14 protein-coding genes and 1 pseudogene are annotated in these 18,630 nt (G+C 32.8%); 6 read left to right on the plus strand and 9 right to left on the minus strand.

The features are described from left to right. Positions 1-9 precede the first annotated feature (9 nt). The 3 genes from CHRY9293_RS11530 to CHRY9293_RS11540 all read right to left on the minus strand — a co-directional run bounded on the left by CHRY9293_RS11530 (position 10) and on the right by CHRY9293_RS11540 (position 4,788). Positions 10-2,937 carry a reprolysin-like metallopeptidase gene (locus CHRY9293_RS11530; protein ID WP_162033114.1) on the minus strand — a complete coding sequence of 976 codons (2,928 nt, stop codon included), beginning with the start codon at positions 2,935-2,937 and terminating at the stop codon, positions 10-12. A 198-nt stretch (positions 2,938-3,135) separates the two neighbouring features. After that, positions 3,136-3,633, minus strand: coding sequence for a DinB family protein (locus CHRY9293_RS11535; protein ID WP_162033115.1), 498 nt, complete (start codon positions 3,631-3,633; stop codon positions 3,136-3,138). Between the two features lie 15 nt (positions 3,634-3,648). Further along, the gene (locus tag CHRY9293_RS11540; RefSeq protein WP_162033116.1) at positions 3,649-4,788 is read right to left on the minus strand and encodes an acyl-CoA dehydrogenase family protein; all 1,140 of its coding nucleotides are present in this window, start codon (positions 4,786-4,788) and stop codon (positions 3,649-3,651) included. A 189-nt stretch (positions 4,789-4,977) separates the two neighbouring features. Here CHRY9293_RS11540 and CHRY9293_RS11545 point away from each other — a divergent pair, with 189 nt between their 5' ends. The 5 genes from CHRY9293_RS11545 (at position 4,978) to purF (ending at position 10,659) form a co-directional block, all read left to right on the plus strand. Beyond that, positions 4,978-6,849, plus strand: a complete 1,872-nt coding sequence (locus CHRY9293_RS11545; protein ID WP_162033117.1) for an endonuclease — start codon at positions 4,978-4,980, stop codon at positions 6,847-6,849. A gap of 138 nt (positions 6,850-6,987) precedes the next feature. Beyond that, positions 6,988-7,593 carry a SatD family protein gene (locus CHRY9293_RS11550; RefSeq protein ID WP_162033118.1) on the plus strand — a complete coding sequence of 202 codons (606 nt, stop codon included), beginning with the start codon at positions 6,988-6,990 and terminating at the stop codon, positions 7,591-7,593. Positions 7,594-7,595: 2 nt separating this feature from the next. After that, complete coding sequence (locus CHRY9293_RS11555) at positions 7,596-8,291, plus strand: DUF3307 domain-containing protein (protein ID WP_162033119.1); 696 nt, start codon at positions 7,596-7,598, stop codon at positions 8,289-8,291. A 30-nt stretch (positions 8,292-8,321) separates the two neighbouring features. Continuing rightward, positions 8,322-9,041 (plus strand): phosphoribosylaminoimidazolesuccinocarboxamide synthase, encoded by a 720-nt coding sequence (gene purC, locus CHRY9293_RS11560; protein WP_122547247.1) that lies wholly within the window; start codon positions 8,322-8,324, stop codon positions 9,039-9,041. Between the two features lie 118 nt (positions 9,042-9,159). Beyond that, entirely contained in the window at positions 9,160-10,659 is a 1,500-nt protein-coding gene (gene purF / locus CHRY9293_RS11565; protein ID WP_162033120.1) for an amidophosphoribosyltransferase, read from the plus strand. Positions 10,660-10,729: 70 nt separating this feature from the next. Here the strand turns inward: purF and CHRY9293_RS11570 are convergent, their stop codons facing one another. The 5 genes from CHRY9293_RS11570 to aroB all read right to left on the minus strand — a co-directional run bounded on the left by CHRY9293_RS11570 (position 10,730) and on the right by aroB (position 17,147). Then, positions 10,730-11,437, minus strand: coding sequence for a porin family protein (locus tag CHRY9293_RS11570; protein WP_162033121.1), 708 nt, complete (start codon positions 11,435-11,437; stop codon positions 10,730-10,732). 292 nt (positions 11,438-11,729) lie between these two features. After that, positions 11,730-12,326 carry a porin family protein gene (locus CHRY9293_RS11575; RefSeq protein ID WP_162033122.1) on the minus strand — a complete coding sequence of 199 codons (597 nt, stop codon included), beginning with the start codon at positions 12,324-12,326 and terminating at the stop codon, positions 11,730-11,732. Positions 12,327-12,570: 244 nt separating this feature from the next. Continuing rightward, positions 12,571-13,203: a porin family protein gene (locus CHRY9293_RS11580; RefSeq protein ID WP_162033123.1), complete on the minus strand. Its 633-nt coding sequence runs from the start codon at positions 13,201-13,203 to the stop codon at positions 12,571-12,573. A 334-nt stretch (positions 13,204-13,537) separates the two neighbouring features. Next, complete coding sequence (locus CHRY9293_RS11585; RefSeq protein ID WP_162033124.1) at positions 13,538-15,913, minus strand: patatin-like phospholipase family protein; 2,376 nt, start codon at positions 15,911-15,913, stop codon at positions 13,538-13,540. Positions 15,914-16,100: 187 nt separating this feature from the next. After that, complete coding sequence (aroB, locus tag CHRY9293_RS11590) at positions 16,101-17,147, minus strand: 3-dehydroquinate synthase (RefSeq protein WP_162033125.1); 1,047 nt, start codon at positions 17,145-17,147, stop codon at positions 16,101-16,103. Positions 17,148-17,250: 103 nt separating this feature from the next. Between aroB and CHRY9293_RS11595 the strand changes: the two genes are divergently transcribed. Next, positions 17,251-18,426, plus strand: coding sequence for a pseudouridine synthase (locus CHRY9293_RS11595; protein WP_228455519.1), 1,176 nt, complete (start codon positions 17,251-17,253; stop codon positions 18,424-18,426). A gap of 79 nt (positions 18,427-18,505) precedes the next feature. On the opposite strand, the pseudogene CHRY9293_RS18715 reads toward CHRY9293_RS11595, so the two are convergent. Then, positions 18,506-18,630: pseudogene (locus CHRY9293_RS18715) on the minus strand (IS256 family transposase); the annotation flags it as partial.

Here is an 18,630-nt window from a genome sequence, read left to right on the forward strand (position 1 = left end):
AAAAGGTTATTAGTTTTTAATGAATTTTTTGGTGATTTCTCCAATTTCAATCATGTAGGCTCCTTTTACAAGTTGGCTTACATTGACTGCTCCTTTTTCGAGTTTTCCAGAGTTAACAAGTTTTCCACCCATATCGAAGATTTTGTAATCCTCAGATGTCATATTAGATACATGTAATATATCAATAACAGGGTTAGGGAATATATTAATACTAGTAATTGGATCTTTTGTATCATTAATTAATCTTTCTCTTTTTCCAGAAGAAGCAATATTAATAGTATAATCTTCAACTTGTCCATACGTGAACGTTCCACAAGGTGAAGTCGGTAAAGTACTATATTTCATAATTACTCTCATTCTGGTAGCCCCTGACAATGCAGTAGCAGGAATAGTAATTGATCCTGTTACCGGTGAAGTTGTAGAAGCTGCTTTAGTCCAGGCAAGTTCTCCACTATCAGTAAAGTCTCCATCTTTATTGTAATCAATATAAACTGCATAAGTTTCATTATATACTGTTGAAGTCCAAACTGGTGTTATATAAATAGCATAAGAGTTTCCTTTTGTTACGTTGGTTGAGATTGCTGTGAAGTCTTCATAACCAGCAGTCCCTGTAGAAGTATTATTGATGGTACCAAACTTCACGTTTCCAATTCTTTCATCGGATGTATTGGTTGCAGAAGCTGAACAGTAAGTTACTGAACCTCCGGAAAGAGTGGTTACATTTACGGTATTACTTGATGGGGATACGTTCCCTGCAGCATCTTTTGATTTTACGCTGAAAGTATATGCAGTAGCAGGAGTTAGTCCGGTAACTGTAGAGGTAGTAAGAGCGGTAGAGCCTATTAATGTAGCACCTCTATAGATGTCATATCCTGTCACTCCTACATTATCTGTGGCGCCACTCCATGAAAGATTCGTAGTTGTAGAAGTTGTTCCAGAAGCTGTAAGGGTAGGTGCTGTAGGAGGTGTTACATCTCCTCCTGATCCTGCATTTACCGTAATATTAGCATTATTAACATCGAAGAAAATATGATTAGAACCTTTTACCATGATTCTTCCTGTTGTGGTTGAAGCATTTGGAATGGTTACTGCTTGCGATCCATCATTAGGAGTTCCTGCCAGTAAAGTAGTCCAAGAAGTCCCGCTATTAGTTGACCAAAGAATGTCAACATTGGCAGCATTAACTCCATTTGAGGTAGTTCCAGCAACGTCCCATGTTATTGTTTGAGAGCTTCCTCCCGCATATGTTGTGGCAGCGTTTTGAGAAGTAACACTGAAAGGTCCTGCGGTTCCATTTACTGTCACTACTGCGTCATCGGAATTATTTCCAGCTCCTCCAGCTCTATTGTCTCGAGCAGTAAATCTGAAATTTAATGTTCTTGCTACTGATGATAAAGCTTCAACAGTAATTTCTGAGCCCGCAGTAGTCGTTGCTCCGGCTAAAATAGAAGCCATTCTAGGGAAATATCTTACAGGAGATGTAGATGGTGTCCATGATCTGAAATTAGGACCAGATGTTTTTGTGGCACTTGCGGCTGAGTTAGCTCCTGTTTGAGAAGAGGATGCGTTGTCCATTTGTTCCCAAATATAAGTCAATGCATCTCCATTGGCATCCGTACTTGTTCCTGTTAGCATGAATGGAGTCCCTTTAGGAATTGTATAATCTGCACCAGCATTTGCCGTTGGAATAGCATTACCAGTTGGAGTATTTACTGAGCAGGTTTTTGCCTTGATATTGTTGGTGATTTGTTGAATACTTATAGCATGGAAAAATGCATCTGAATGAGGCTGAATATCTTGATTGGTAATTCCGGCATATCCCATGATCGTAGAGCCGGATCCTGGTTCCATATTAACGCCAGTACCTTCATTTCCATGAGAAAATGTATGATTGCCTCCGAATTGGTGTCCTAATTCATGAGCTACATAATCAATATCAAAATTATCTCCAGAAGGAATTCCATCGGCAGGAGAGGTGTATCCACTTCCTTTTGAACCATTTACACAAATACAACCTATACAGCCTGCATTCCCACCACCACCAGTGGCCCCGAATAAATGTCCCACATCATAATTAGCTTCACCAATTACAGAGGTTAATGTACTTTGAAGTTGGGAATTCCAGCTACTCATCCCGGAAGAAGGAGAGTATGGATCTGTTGAAGCGTTAGTATAAATAATAGCGTCATTGTTTGCTACTAAAACCATTCTTGCTGCAAAATCTTTTTCAAATACACCATTTACGCGTGTCATGGAATTATTCATTGCTGCTAAAGCATTTGCTTTTGTTCCCCCAAAATAGGCAGTATATTCTCCTGTACATGAAAGAGCAAGTCTAAATGTTCTTAAAGTAGAATCGTCAGCATTAGGTCGAGAACTAGAGTCCATAACACCATTTTGTGCTGCATCGATCACGGTACATTCAAATTTACTTAAATCATCTTTCTTGTCAGATTTTTTGTAAACTACATACGTTGATAAATCTTTAGTGTAAGGCTCGATAAATACTGCTGATTTATTTCCGTAAATCTCCATAGAAGATAAGCCTAGTTGAGAAATACTAAAATAAATCGTTGAGTTGGGGTCATCTAATCCCTGGCCAACATATGATTTAATGTCGGGATACTTTGCTGCAAGTTCAGCGGTGAAGTTTGAATTTTCTTTTACTTTGAATTTTTCTAATATTCCTTCAGAGTTAGGAAAAGAAATAATAACCTCTGATTTTTCGCTAGCAGCCAGTTTTTTGGGAGCATTAGATAAGGCATTTTTTAAGCCATTAATGTCCAAGTTGTACACTTTTGGATTTTCAATTTTATTTTTGTTCTCAAAAACGTTAACTGTTGGTCTTTTTGAATTTTCTGTCCAAATGTGATCTGTCTGAGCGAAAGAGATGCTGGAAATAAAAAGCATCCCAATCATGGATAAGTGTTTTTTCATATTAATTTTTTTGATTATGGTATATCAAATCTAATAAAAAAAATATTACGAAAAACAAATTTTTTAATGATTTTATTGAATTTTAATTCAAAATATATGGTTATTTGTTAAAAATAATTAAATTTTTATTATCTCTTTAAAAGAAAATAGCACACGAAAAACCCGTGTGCTACTCACTTTTACGTGATATAATTCTAATTATTTTTTATCATCTGCGGTGGGTCCATATAATCCCGGAACTTTATTTCCAGTTGACCTTAAATAGACAACAAGTTCCCCTCTATGATGATACAAGTGATTATATAAAAAACCACGGATGACCTGGATTCTTTGAGTTGGAGGAAAAAGAATATTACCATTTATTTCCATTTTCCACATATCAAAATACCTGCTTTCATCGGAGTTTTCCAGTACTTTTTGGGCTTTTAAAACATTCTCTTCAAACTTAGAAACGATATTTTTAGCTTTTGAAATGTCACCTTTATCATATTGATAAGTACCCATGTCAAAAACTTCTCTATCAAAAGTAGATTCATACCAATTGTATACTTCAGCAATGTGTGATGCTAATTGAGCGGTGGACCAGTTCTTTTCAGAAGGTTTCCAGTCAAGGGCACTATCAGGAATTGCTTTTAGAATTTTACGGGTATTTTCAGATTCATATAAAAATTCCCCTAAAAGAGCTTGTTTAATCATCTGTTGTATGTTTAATTATTTTGTAATATCACGACCAATAACGAGTCTTTGAATTTCTGAAGTTCCTTCTCCTATTGTACAAAGTTTGGAATCTCTATAGAATTTTTCAACAGGAAAGTCTTTTGTGTATCCATACCCTCCAAAGATCTGAACAGCATTATTAGATATCCTTACACAAGCTTCTGAAGCATATAGTTTTGCCATAGCTCCTTCTTTAGTCATTTTTTGTTTTGTATTTTTTAAAGTAGAAGCTCTATGGATCAGTAATTCTGCAGCATCTATTTCAGTAGCCATATCGGCTAACATAAAATTAACTGCTTGAAAATCAGAAATAGGTTTTCCAAACTGATGTCTTTCCTTCGCGTATTTTAAGGCAGCCAGATAAGCTCCTCTTGCCGTTCCTAAACTTAGAGCTGCAATAGAAATTCTACCACCATCTAAAATTTTCATGGCTTGCTTGAATCCTTCACCTACTTCACCTAGTCGATGGGAGTCTGGGACACGAACGTTATCAAAGATTAACTCAGCTGTTTCAGAAGCTCTCATCCCTAATTTATTTTCTTTTTTTCCTGAAGAAAAACCAGGCATTCCTTTTTCTAAAACAAAGGCTGTTGAATTATTTTTAGCTCCTTTCTCTCCGGTTCTTGTCATCACAACGGCAATATCCCCAGAAATAGCATGGGTAATAAAATTTTTTGCTCCATTAATAATCCAATCGTTACCGTCTTTCTTAGCAGTAGTAGACATTCCTCCAGAATCCGAACCTGTATTATGTTCCGTCAATCCCCAGGCACCGATTACTTTTCCTGTAGCCAATTGAGGTAGCCATTTATTTCGTTGTTCTTCATTTCCAAACTCATATATATGATTGGTACATAATGAATTGTGTGCAGCTATAGAAAGTCCTATAGAAGGATCTACTTGGGAAATCTCATCCAGAATAGCCACATATTCATGATAGCTAAGGCCAGAACCTCCATATTGCTCAGGAATAACAATTCCCATAAACCCCATTTCACCTAGCTGATGAAATAGATCTTTAGGAAAAGTTTGGCTTTCATCCCATTCCATAATATGAGGTCTAATATTCTTTTCAGCAAAATTTCTTGCTGTTTCTGCTACCATTTTAATGTTATCAATAATTTCTGTATTCATATATAAATAGTTAGTTTCCAAAGATAAATAAATTGATGGAATGCCAAAGAAATTATTTCTATTCTATCGGATTGTAGTTTAATGTGTTGTAAACTATTGTTTTATGTGTGGTTTTTGAATCTTTTTGAATTATAAGTTGAATGTTTTGAGTCAATTAATTTACTATTTTTGCCACCCAATTTTAACAATATGAAAAAACTTATATTTCCTATAATTTTTATATATCCTTATTTTTTAGCACAAATTCCATCTGGTTACTATAATGAGACCATTGGCCTTACAGGGTATTCATTAAAAAATAAACTTCACGAAATTATTTCAAGAAAAAATATTTCCTGGCATTATGGTGATCTTACTCATTATTATAATACAACCGATTTAGACAAATACTATGATCATGGAGCGAATAATACAAGCATACTATTAGATATGTATTCGGAAATTCCCAGTGGACCCGACGCTTATGAATATACTAACGCAAATATTATAGGCAGTGTGAGTGCAGAAGGGCAAGGGTGGAACAGAGAACATATGATGCCACAAAGTACATTTTATAGTAATTATCCTATGTATTCGGATCTATTTTATGTAGTTCCTACGGACGCACGGATTAATCAATTGAGAAGTAATTATCCTTATGGAATATGCTCTACAGCATCATCTCATATTTTTCATACTTTTACGAATACTTCAAAAATTGGTAAGAGCGCTATCCCTAATTATAGCTATACGGGGAGGGTATATGAACCTATTGACGAATTTAAAGGGGATATTGCCAGAAGCCTATTGTATTTTGCGGTGAGATATGAAGGAAAACTAGGGACTTTTAAATATAATAATAGTCTTAATCCGGCCTCTGATACCAATCCCCTTGACGGGACAGAAGAAAGAGCATATGATCCGGAATATATTGCGATGCTTCTTCAGTGGCATCAGCAAGACCCAGTTTCACAAAAGGAAAAGGATAGAAATAACGAAGTGTATGCTATTCAGAAGAATAGAAATCCCTTTATCGATCATCCAGAATGGGTTAATTCAATCTGGGGACATATCCCAGAGACGAATATTCCAAAATCTCCAAGTCGTTTGAAGGTGGCTCAAACAAATGCTTATTTTACTACCTTACAATGGAATAAGAGCACTAGCCCAAATGTTATAGGTTATAGAATTTATAAAGATGGAGTTTTAGTGGCTTCCACAAGAGCGACTTCGATAAGTATTGACCATCTTACACCATCAACGAGTTATACTTTTACAGTTAAAGCCTATAACAATGGATATATAAGTTCTTCAGATAGCAATACTGTTTCAGTAATGACTTTAGCTTCGGACTCATATTCTAAAGACCTGTTTGTTTCAAAATATTTGGAAGGAATGTCTAATAATAAAGCTATTGAGATTACTAACAGAACCGGACATTCTGTAAATCTACGTGATTATAGATTGGCTATTCAGCTTACAAGCGGGGGAAATTATTATTTTCCGGCTTCATATGAGTTGGAAGGGACAGTACAACATAATGAAACTTTTGTTATTATAAATCCTAATGCTCATTTTTCATGCTATACTATTAACCAGGCAAAGTTTGTAACCGCAGCTCCTCAAATGACTTATTCCGGGCGGCAGTATTTAGAACTTAAATATAAATCTGCCACGGTAGATGCATTAGGTTTTCCTAGTCAAAATAATTCTTCTATTTTAGGAAATGTTTCCTTATATAGAAAAGCTAATATAAATCAACCAACATCTACTTTTAAAAGTATGGAGTGGGATTCTTATGCAAACAATTATTGTCAAAATTTAGGGACTTTTTCTTCTGAAAAGTCATCTTTTACAAAAGAGGTATTTAAAATTTATCCGACTCCGGCTAATGAAAGTATTTTTGTAAGTGGTGATACAGAAAATATACAATCTGCTCAAATAGTGGATGTTTTGGGAAAAGTAGTATATACTGAAAAATGGCCCTTTAGAAAAAAGAAGAATATTTTTATTCACGGTCTTGCCCAAGGTAAATACATCCTGAAGCTGGATCATCATACTTTTAATTTTATTAAGAAATAGGATTAATCAACTAGGATGCCCTGATAGTGGGATTTTGTATCAACTCTATTAATATAAGCAAAAACACTAATAAAGAATATCTATAAGTGTTTCTGCTTATATCTTTTATTTATAAGTAATTATACTTATATTTGCAGAATGATAGCGGTCATTACGGGTGATATTATAAATTCGCAACATGCTAATACAGAAGTTTGGTTGACCAAACTTAAACAACTTCTCGAAAATTGGGGAGCTACACCAGAAATATGGGAAATCTACAGGGGAGATGAGTTTCAATTCAAATGCAATATTGACGATATCTTCTGGTATTTCTTAGCTATAAAATCTCTCATTAAAAGTCAAGAAAATTTAGATGTAAGAATTGCCATAGGTATTGGGGAAGAAAATTTTTCCTCTGAGAAAATTACAGAATCTAATGGCACTGCCTATGTCAATTCTGGTAGACTTTTGAATGAATTAAAAAATAGTGGTCATACTGTTTATATAAAGACTTCCAATGATTCGGTAGACAGGGATCTTAATATTCTCCTTAAATGGTCTTCAAAAGATTTTGATAATTGGACTATGGCAACAGCGGAGATTATTCACGAAATGATAATGAATGAAGATCTTACGCAAGAGGATTTGGCCAAAAAGTTTGCTATTTCACAGTCATCGGTAAGCCAAAGATTGAAACGAGCTAATTACGATCTTATCCTGGAAACTAACCAATATTTTAAAAAGAAAATCTCCGAACTCTAGACATGATTTTTACTAAACTCATATTGGCTCATTTACTTGGAGATTTTATTCTTCAGCCAAATTCATGGGTTTCTCAAAAAGAAAAGAATAAGTTAAGAAGTCAATATTTGTATTTTCATGTCTTCATTCACACAATATTAAGTTTTATTTTTTTATGGAAGCTTGAATTATGGTGGATTTCTTTTTTTATAGGAATTACCCATTTCATTATTGATGCAAGCAAGTTAACTTTTCAAAATATAAAAACTAAAAGAAAATGGTTTTTTATTGATCAGCTTTTACATATTATAGTAATAGCGGGAATTTCATATTGTTATAAAGAATTTAATTTTAGTTTTTTAAATAATAGAGACTTTGTACAAGTGTTGGTTGCTATTGTATTTTTGACAATTCCGACATCCATCATCATTAAATTGTTATTATCCTCATGGATTCCGGTTCCTGAAACTCAAAATACAGTACATACAGAATCTCTTACGAATGCTGGAAAATATATAGGCATTCTAGAACGCTTACTTGTATTTACTTTTATTGTTGTAAATCATTGGGAAGGAGTTGGTTTTATGGTTGCTGCTAAATCTGTTTTCAGATTTAGTGATCTGGCTCAAGCGAGGCAAAGAAAGCTCACAGAATATGTACTTATAGGTACATTACTTAGTTTTGGAATCGCTGTTTTAATAGGAATTTTAATTAAATAATATAAATCTAATAAAGACAAAAATTTAAAAATGGAAAAGAAAGAAATGTTGTATGAAGGTAAAGCAAAACAAGTATTTGCAACCGACAATCCTAATCAGGTAGTAGTACGTTTTAAAGATGACGCTACAGCATTTAATGCTCAAAAAAGAGGTCAAGTTGACCTGAAAGGTGAAATGAATAATGCAATCACTACTTTGATTTTTGAATATTTAAATGAAAAAGGGATTAAGACTCATTTCATTAAACAACTGAACGAAAGAGAGCAATTGGTAAAAAAAGTTTCTATTATTCCTTTGGAAATGGTTGTAAGAAACTATTCTGCAGGAAGTATGGCTCAAAGATTAGGAGTAGAAGAGGGAATAAAGTCTCCGGTTACTATTTTTGATATTTGCTATAAAAAAGATGAATTAGGAGATCCGCTTATCAATGATCATCACGCTGTGTTTTTAGGAGCGGCGACTTATGATGAGCTCGATGAAATGTATGAATTAACTTCAGATATTAATGATATTTTAATTGAGCTATTTGATAAAATTAATATCATCTTAGTGGATTTCAAAATCGAATTAGGAAAAACATCAGAAGGTGAGATTGTTCTTGCTGATGAAATTTCTCCTGATACCTGCAGGCTTTGGGATAAAGACACGATGAAGAAATTGGATAAAGATAGATTCAGAAGAGATCTTGGTGAGGTAACAGAAGCCTATGTAGAAATCTACAACAGACTGAAGAATTTACTGAATAAATAAATTTTCAGGTGCTATATTTTTAGCTTGGGAAAATTGTTTATAAGTAAAGCAACAAAATTTAATTATGAGGTTAGGTTTCAGTATGAAATCTAGCTTCTAAGATCTACAATTAGAAAAAATGAAAAGTTTAGACATTCATAAAAATGAATATTTAAAACAGTTTGAAACTCAAACTTACGGAAGAAACCTTTTCAGAACACAAGAAGAAGAAAGATTAGATGCTCCAAACGAAGAATGTGGTATTTTCGGGATGTATTCTGATAATGATTTGGATACATTTTCTCTTTCTCAATTCGGACTTTTTGCATTACAACATAGAGGCCAAGAAGCTTGTGGTATTTCTGTACTAAAGAATGGAAAGATTAATAATATCAAAGATGAAGGGTTAGTTTTGGATGTTTATAAAGAAATTATTGATCCCGATACTTTTATGGGTAACTCCGCAATCGGACATACGCGTTATACAACTGCAGGAGACAAAAAAAAGTATAATTTTCAACCATTTTTTGCGAAAAATGAATATGATCAAATTATACTTTCGATAGCCCATAATGGGAATCTTACAAATGCTAAAGAATTGAAAGCTGAATTGGAGGCCGAAGGGGTTGTATTTAAAGCAACGTCTGATTCTGAAGTTATTTTAAGATTAATACAAAAGAATCTGGATTTGGGACTTCGTGGCGCTATTAAAGTGACTATGGAGAAAATAGAAGGTGCTTATTCTGTAGTAGGGATGACAAGAAACAAGTTTTTTGCATTCAGAGACTTCAATGGAATCAGGCCTTTGGTATTGGGAGCAATTGATGAAAAATCGTATGTAGTTGCTTCTGAATCTGTAGCTTTAGATGCAGTAGGCGCTCAATATGTCCGAGATATTTTACCGGGAGAAATTATTTATACCAACGAGAATGAGCCAGGAAAGCTGCATTCTTATATGGTAGATGAAACAAAAGGAAAGCAAAGAATATGTTCTTTTGAGTATATCTATTTTGCAAGGCCGGACTCTAGCTTAGAAAATATCAATGTCTATGAAATTAGAGAAAAGTCAGGAGAAAAAATCTGGGAGCAAGCTCCTGTAGAGGCTGATGTTGTTATTGGGGTTCCCGATTCAGGAGTTCCTGCAGCAATTGGTTTTTCAAAGGCTTCCGGAATACCTTTTCGTCCGGTTTTGATTAAAAACAGATATATAGGAAGGAGTTTTATTGTGCCTACTCAGGAAATGAGAGAACGGGTTGTCAATCTTAAACTGAATCCTATTATTTCTGAGATTAAGGATAAGAGGGTAGTAATTATTGATGATTCCATTGTTCGGGGTACAACATCAAAAAGATTGGTTAAAATTTTAAAAGATGCTGGTGTGAAAGAAATTCATTTTAGAAGCGTTTCTCCTCCTATTATAGCACCTTGTTATTTGGGAATCGATACTCCTTCAAAAGACGATTTAATTTCAGCAAATATGTCTACAGAAGAGCTTAGAGATTACTTAGGTGTTGATTCTTTAGAGTTTCTAAGTACCGATAATTTAAAAGAAATTTTAGGCTCATCTAATCATTGTTTTGGATGCTTTACGGAAGAGTATCCTGTGGAAAAAGGAGAGGAAATAGAATTATTTAATTAAATTATTGATATAAATAAATTGAAAATCCAGCCCACGTGAGGCTGGATTTTTTATTTTGAAATCAAATATGTTAAAACTTATAGTTTAAACCTAATTGGAAAACTCTATTAGTATTAGGATTTACACCTTCCGGTGTGTTTTTGGCAATGTAAGTTAAGCTATTAACGTATCTTGCACTAATACCAATATGGTTTGTAATATCTGCACCAATACCAAGTCCTAAACCAAAGTTGAATTTATGGATATTATCCTTGTCGATACTTTCAGAGTAAGATTGATTGGTTGTCGTAATAACATTTCCTGTTGTGGTGGTAACAGTATTTGTTCCTTTGATTTTACCATCAATAAAATAACTGAATTCCGGACCCGCTTCAAAATAAAAGCTTTTCATAGGTCTAAATTGGAACATTAAGGGAACTGAAATATAATTTAAATAAGCCTTTTCATCACTCATTCCTTTTATAGTCGTATTATCTATAGTCACCTCAGTGGAAGAAATTACATTTCTTGCCCCCATTTGATTATATAGTACTTCCGGTTGTACACTGATTTTTTCAGATAGCGGAATGTTTACGAATGCCCCTGCATGAAATCCTAACTTTTGGTTATTGAGGCTTAATTTCTGCTCACTAAATGCACTTGCATTTCCTCCTGCTTTAATACCGAATCTAATAGGTTGTTTTTGTTTATTCATTGGAGCAGGAGTGGTTACTGCTGTTTCTTGAGCAAATGATAATGAACCGGCAGCAATGGCTAGTCCTAAAAATAACTTGTTCATAATTTCGTTTTTCAAATTTTACTATTCAATTTTGCCTGATAGTTTTCAGACGATAATTATTTTACAAAATGCTTGCCAAATGCTTGAATCATTGATTAGTAAAGGATTTTGAACAAATAGGAGGTGTTTAAAATATTAATTATTAAATTATATTTTATTTAAAATATTTTCACATATGGTTTGTTTTGTGCTTTTTTTAAAGTATAGTTCTCTTTCTGTATAAAGACAATTAAAAATAAAAAATCAGGCTTAATTTAATAAACCTGACTCTTTTATTGAAATCAAAATTGGATTATTTAAACTTATAAGCTAATCCTATTTGGAATACATTATTTTTACCTTTTTCTTGTATTCCACCCATTTCTTTAGATACGTCAGTTACCCCAGCTACAAATCTTGCAGTAAGACCAATATTTGGAGTGAAATAATAACCAGCTCCTAGACCGATACCAAAATCAAATCCTTTAACATTGTCTTTCACATCCACTGATCCTCCATTCATTTTTAGTTTCGAGTTAATCAAGAAGCTAAATTGTGGTCCAGCTTCTAAATATAGATTTGGAAGCGCATTATATTGGAACATTACAGGTACAGAAATGTAATCAAGATTTAACTTAACATCAGAAACTCCCTCTATTTTTGCACCTGCTCCATTATAAAGAACCTCAGGTTGAACACTAAAAGAGCTAGCCACAGGAATATTAGCAAATACCCCACCATAAAAACCTGCTTTGCCTTTAGTATCATCAGCAGAAATAGAAGAAACATTTAAACCTGCTTTTACACCAAATGCAATTGGAGAAGCAGATTTCATTTTTTCTTGAGATTTTTCTTGTGCGAATGTTAGGGAACTAGCTGCAATCGCTAATCCTAAAAATAATTTTTTCATAGTTTAATTTATTTAACAATTCAAGAACTCTAACAGCAAATTTCTTGCCGAATTTAACATTTTGTAATTTTTTTAATTTTTTTTTAATGAATGTTTTAAAATTTCAACTAAAATGTTATGATATACTTAATAGTTTTGAGTTATTTGATTGATTCTCAGATATGAAAAAAGTCTGACACATTTTGTGTCAGACTTACAATATTTAAAATGTTGTTAAATATAAATGAATGTGTATATTAAAAATTTAGAATTTATATGCCAAACCGACCTGAAATAGGTTATTTCTGACCGAATCTCCAGAATTATTTTTAATAATATCTGTCACACCTGCGACATATCTTGCAGTAAGACCAATATTTGGTGTAAAATAATATCCAGCACCTAATCCAATACCTAAATTAAAGGTATTTAAATTATCTTTAAAATTGGCTGTAGTTGTAGATTGTCCTGTTGCATCAACCGTATACTTATTTTTAGCACTTACTAGGAAACCAAATTCTGGTCCGGCTTCTACATATAAATTGGGAAGTGCATTATACTGGAACATCACAGGCACTGCAATATAATCTAGTTTTGTAGAAGCAGAAACTTTATTTCCTAATACATTATAATTTGATTTTTCACCGTATTGGCTATACAAAACCTCTGGTTGAACACTAAATGAGCTTGCTAAAGGGATATTAGCAAATACACCTGCATTAAACCCAATCTTAGATTTTTGACTGTCTACCGATGCATCTTTTGATAATGAAGAGACATTCATTCCTCCCTTAATACCAAAACTGATTGGATTAGAAGATGGAGTGTTTGTAGGAGTTGTTTGAGCAAAGGCTAAAGAACTCATAGTTACTGATAATCCTAAAATTAATTTTTTCATAATTTTATTATTTCTAATTTTAAATTTTACTACTGTCAATTTGACGATAGATATCTTTCAAATTGCTTGCCAAAACTGCATTTTATGATAAATGTCAATAAATAAAATATGCATTTTGATAGGGTAAATTTCATTTATAGGTGAATACATTTTTTATAAATTAAAATATATTATGTAATTGTATTCTTCAAAAAAAAATAATATGAATTTGGGAATCAGTTGGATATGATGAGTAGTTAAGTATTGCGATGCTTTAATTAAAAAATCCATCTCAGTGGTGAGATGGATTCTATTAAATTTATTTTTATAACTATAAAATTTATAAATATCATCATTAAAATTTAAATCCGATACTGAAATAGGCTCTCCATACGTCGATAGGATCAAAATTATTCTTCGATACATTAAAATTAATAGGCCCTAATAAGGATTCATACCCGAAATTAACACCATAGCCTACAATATTATGACTTTCTTTAAATGGAGAAAGATTATCGCTGATTGTCGCAAAATGTAACGAAGGGCTAATATAAAACTTGTTGAAAATATTGTATTGTAATTCAAGCCCTGTTTTAGCAACTGAGTTCGTAGGAAGTTCTCGTTGTCGGAAACCATTGAATTCCGGATATGTCCCCTCAAAATTATATTCACTTCCTCCCAAGTCATATTTCTGATTCATGAATAAGTAAGGACTACTGTTTTCTGTATCAATTTTTGTAGTAGAAAAATGGGTGCCTAAATAAGCATTGGCCTTAATTGATAATTTATTATTAACAGTGAACACAAAATTTTCATTAATAATAAGACTAACTAAATTTTTAGGAATAGTATAGTAAGCCGGATTAAAATAATAGTCTAATTGAGATTCGTGAGGAGTTAACCCTAAAGAGTATTTATCTCCAAAATAATATTTTGTTATTATTTTTAAATTATTTCCTGAAGTTGCATAATATCGGGAGTTAAGATTATTTTGTTTGAATTGAAGGAAAAAATTAAAATTGGTATGAGAAAAAATATTTCCACCTAAAAGCTCTGAGGTAATTAATGTTTTATCTTTTGATCTGCTTAAATGTTCTGCATTGAATTGAATACCAAAGGAAGCCATACTGTTAGGATCTATGGTATAGTTGATTGCGCTATTCGCATTAATGTCTCTATAAATATAATTATGAGATGATAAAAATAAATTAATATCATCATCCGTATCAACGAAAGCAAAATCAAGATTTTTCAAATAAAGGTCATTACTTTTTAGAAAGGATATTTTTCCCTCTCCACTTACAGACCATCGGTATTCATTATCAAGAAATTTCTGTATGTGAACGCGTGCTTTAAAGCGCTCTGATATATCTAATGTCATAAGTGCCCGTAATTTTTTCTGGGCATAATTTCGGTAGGTATAGTTGAGAATAATCCCTACAGACTGTTCATTATCATAGTGTAAGGCAAGTTTTATATTGCTTGGTCTTGATCTTTTCACAAAAATATTCATGATAAGACCTTCCGGAGTATCTGTATAGGTATAATACACTTTTTCATATTCTCTCATTCCGAATACCCTGTCAATTGCTTCGTTTACTGTTTTAGCATCATAATATAAACCTTCATCCAGATCCATTAGTTTTTTAATACTTTCTATTTCTGATGTATTGTTTATAGGAGTACCATTATCTTCGCTATAAGTGAATTTTACCGTAGGCTTTTTTACTTCTTCAAGAAGTTTATGGTCATAAATAATTCCCTGTTTACGTTGCTCCTCTGCAAGACGTATAAACTCTGGTAAAGATTTTTTTGCTTCCTCTTCACCGATTTTAATGATTTCTTTATATTTTTTAAAATCTTTAGTTGTGTAATCATTCAGTGGAGTTACAAAATCAACCAATATGTCAGACATTTTCTTTTGTTGATTAAAGTCTTGTACAGAGCGGATAGCATGTGTCTGATAAATCATTTTCATAGGATTTTCAATCTCTTCTTTAGTAAAGAGTCTAAAGCCTGTATATCCGCCTATAATATAATCAGCTCCCATATCTTTAACTTCCTGTACAGGAAAGTTTCGATCAAGTCCTCCATCCACTAATAATTTTCCGTCTATATATACAGGTGTAAAAGCTGCAGGAATAGCAAGAGTTGCTCGAATAGCCAAAGGAAGTGATCCCTTTTTCTGCATGATGAGTCCTCCGTCTACAATATCTGATGATGTCAATTCTACGGGAATCGGAAGTTTACTAAAATCGTTAATATGCTTTGCTGGGAACGTAAGCGTATTAAGGACTTCAGACATATATTGGCCCTCTATATAAGATTCCGGTAAGGAAGGTTTTCCTTTAATAATGGGAAACTCGATAAGGTATTTATTGTACTCATCTTTTTCGTTAATATTTACTTTGTTATAAGGTATTTTGTTGCTAAGTACTCTTTTCCAGTTGGTCTTATACACTACATCCTTCAATTGTTCTCCACTATATCCCATACCGTATAATCCTCCCAGAATGCCTCCCATACTAGTACCTGTGATATAATCTACTTTGATACCTAATGAGTCAATAATTTTAAGAATTCCTAGATGTGCAAATCCTTTAGCCCCACCACCACTGAGTGCCAATCCAAATTTAGTCGTAGGAGATATGACAGGGGATTTTCTAATACTGTCCTGAGCCGACAGAAAATGTACCCCCAATAATAGGAGGGCAATAAATATATTTTTCATCACCTTTGTATTTTTGGCGAAATTATAGAAAAATATAAATGATTTGCCGTTTTTTATTTAGTTTTTCTCTATCAAAGTTATGGAATTTGCTTTTTTGTCCATAAATAGGATGTAAAGTATGATTTTATTTTACAAGTAGAGATATGATCTTCAGCATATAAATAGTTGATAAAAATGTATAAAAGAGTTATATATTATTTAGGGTTCTATAAAAAGATAAAGATTTTTGAATGTTTTTTTGATGGCAATGATGATCAAATACACATGAACCTATAGCGGACAGTAAAGAGAAATTTACTTTATTATCTGTATTTTTTTTATCATTGAGTAATAAGGAAAAAATATCCTCATCTTTAAAATCGGTAATGTCTAAATAAGGATAATATCTTTGAATATTTTCAATAATATTTTTTGAGTCTTCCTCAGATATGAGTTTTTCAAGATAAGAAAGATGGGCTTCACAAATCATTCCTGCGGCAACAGCTTCTCCATGAAGAATAGGATTTCCTTGTTCTAGGCATAGGCTTTCAATAGCATGACCAATAGTATGTCCAAAATTTAGTGTTTTTCGAATATTTTTTTCATGAAAGTCTTGTTCTACTACTTTACTTTTAATATTCATTGAGACATTAATATGAGGAATAATTCCGTCTACGTCTAGTTTATGAATTTGAATAAGATTTTCCCAATGGGATTTATCGGCAATAAGACCATGTTTTAACATTTCTGCAAAACCGCTTCTAAGCTCTTTATAAGGAAGGGTTTCTAAGAATTTTGGATAGATGAAAATTTGTTCAGGAAAAGCAAAAGTTCCGACCATATTTTTATAATGCATAAGGTCAATACCCGTTTTTCCTCCTATGGAAGCATCACACATAGATAATAGAGTGGTGGGAATATTAATAAACTGAATCCCCCTTTTATAGGTCGATGCTACAAATCCCCCCATGTCTGTAACGACACCTCCTCCTAAATTAATGATTAAGGCTTTTCTATCAGCTTGCATTTCCGTCAATATTTCCCAAAGTTGATTCGTGGTCTGAATATTTTTCATTTCTTCGCCTGCTTCAATCTCCAAAATCTCGAAGCCCAGATCTGTTTCCATATTTCCTAACAGGATGGGAAGGCAATATTCGTGGGTATTTTCATCCACTAAAATAAATATTTTACTGAATGATTTTTGATGTAAAAAATCATTGAGCTGAGAAAAGTTATCATTTAATATTGTTATCATTTTTATAATTTGTGTAAAGTTAAAAGTAAAACTATACTGCAAAGTTATGATTCTTAATTTTTAACTCGTAACTAAATTAGTATCTTTGCAGAAATATTTTAGAATGAGCAGAGATAATAATAATTCAGAAAGACCCAAAAGACCAAGAACTTCAACAAGAAAAAATTCTGATGATTCTCGTGCTTCCAGACCTGGAAATTCTTCAGGATCAAAATCTTTTAAAAAATCATTCCCTAAAGCTGGAGAAAGAAACCTTGAACATAAAGGATCTAATTCTAAGTTTTCAAAAACTCCTTTTAAGAAAAATGAGGGAAATCATGATAACGATGAAGATCGTAGTTCAAAATCTGATAAAAAGCCTTATATCACCCACAAAAGTGAGGAAAGAAAGCCTTTTGGAAAATCAACTTCAAAAAGAGGTGGTAGAAATTTTGATAGTAGAGAGAAGTATGAAAAAGGGAATTTAAAATTTGGAAACAAATCTTTCAATAGAAACGATAGAGACGAGGATAAAACAAAATCATTCGTTCAAAAAAGAAGACTTAATAAAATTGATAAAGATCTTCACAAAGATACCATTCGTTTAAATAAATATATTGCGAACTCAGGAATTTGTAGTAGGAGAGAAGCTGATGATTTGATTGTCCAAGGCTTGGTAGAAGTCAATGGTAAAGTAGTAACTGAAATGGGATACCAGGTTCAGAAAACAGATAGAGTTATATTTGATGGACAAAGTATTACTCCTGAAAAGCCTGTATATGTTCTTTTAAATAAACCGAAAGGATATATTTCCACGACTAAAGATGAAAAGGCAAGAAAAACAGTAATGGATCTTGTGGCTAATGCTTCTCCATATAGAGTTTTTCCTGTGGGAAGACTAGATCGTTCTACAACAGGAGTTATTTTACTAACGAATGATGGGCATATGACAAAAAAACTTACACATCCATCATTTGATGTAAAGAAAATTTATCATGTTACGCTGGATAGAAAACTATCTATAGAAGATATGAAAACTATAGCAGAAGGTATTCGTCTTGAGGAAGGTGTTGCTAAAGTAGATCAAATATCTTTTATTGAAGGTAAACCAAAAACCGAAATTGGAGTGGAAATTCATATTGGATGGAATCGAGTGATCAGAAGAATTTTCCAAAGATTAGGGTATGAAGTGGAAGCCTTAGATAGAGTTATGTTTGCAGGATTGACTAAAAAGAATATTAAAAGAGGACATTGGAGAATCCTTACAGAATTAGAAGTAAATAATCTAAAAATGCTTTAGTAAATACAGTTCTTAACGGAACTTTTAAATATAGACACTATCTCGTAAAGTGTGTAAGTTAAAAAGTTAGGCTTGGATTTTATAATCTGAGCCTTTTTTCAAAAATAAGCATAAATTGGTTGAGAACAATACCCCAATTTCGAATAGGCATGGTCCATTTTTTAGTAGCTTCTTTTAAAGCGAGATACACTGATTTCATTACTG

This window comes from Chryseobacterium potabilaquae, from assembly GCF_902728265.1.
GTDB classification, from domain to species: domain Bacteria; phylum Bacteroidota; class Bacteroidia; order Flavobacteriales; family Weeksellaceae; genus Chryseobacterium; species Chryseobacterium potabilaquae.

Excerpts from the sequence above, each read along its gene's own strand:
- CHRY9293_RS11550 (WP_162033118.1), top strand. The coding sequence starts at position 6,988 with ATGATAGCGGTCATTACGGGTGATATTATAAATTCGCAACATGCTAAT.
- aroB (WP_162033125.1), bottom strand. The coding sequence starts at position 17,147 with ATGATAACAATATTAAATGATAACTTTTCTCAGCTCAATGATTTTTTA.
- CHRY9293_RS11555 (WP_162033119.1), top strand. The coding sequence starts at position 7,596 with ATGATTTTTACTAAACTCATATTGGCTCATTTACTTGGAGATTTTATT.
- CHRY9293_RS11540 (WP_162033116.1), bottom strand. The coding sequence starts at position 4,788 with ATGAATACAGAAATTATTGATAACATTAAAATGGTAGCAGAAACAGCA.
- purC (WP_122547247.1), top strand. The coding sequence starts at position 8,322 with ATGGAAAAGAAAGAAATGTTGTATGAAGGTAAAGCAAAACAAGTATTT.
- CHRY9293_RS11535 (WP_162033115.1), bottom strand. The coding sequence starts at position 3,633 with ATGATTAAACAAGCTCTTTTAGGGGAATTTTTATATGAATCTGAAAAT.
- CHRY9293_RS11530 (WP_162033114.1), bottom strand. The coding sequence starts at position 2,937 with ATGAAAAAACACTTATCCATGATTGGGATGCTTTTTATTTCCAGCATC.
- CHRY9293_RS11580 (WP_162033123.1), bottom strand. The coding sequence starts at position 13,203 with ATGAAAAAATTAATTTTAGGATTATCAGTAACTATGAGTTCTTTAGCC.
- CHRY9293_RS11570 (WP_162033121.1), bottom strand. The coding sequence starts at position 11,437 with ATGAACAAGTTATTTTTAGGACTAGCCATTGCTGCCGGTTCATTATCA.
- CHRY9293_RS11595 (WP_228455519.1), top strand. The coding sequence starts at position 17,251 with ATGAGCAGAGATAATAATAATTCAGAAAGACCCAAAAGACCAAGAACT.
- CHRY9293_RS11585 (WP_162033124.1), bottom strand. The coding sequence starts at position 15,913 with ATGAAAAATATATTTATTGCCCTCCTATTATTGGGGGTACATTTTCTG.
- CHRY9293_RS11545 (WP_162033117.1), top strand. The coding sequence starts at position 4,978 with ATGAAAAAACTTATATTTCCTATAATTTTTATATATCCTTATTTTTTA.
- purF (WP_162033120.1), top strand. The coding sequence starts at position 9,160 with ATGAAAAGTTTAGACATTCATAAAAATGAATATTTAAAACAGTTTGAA.
- CHRY9293_RS11575 (WP_162033122.1), bottom strand. The coding sequence starts at position 12,326 with ATGAAAAAATTATTTTTAGGATTAGCGATTGCAGCTAGTTCCCTAACA.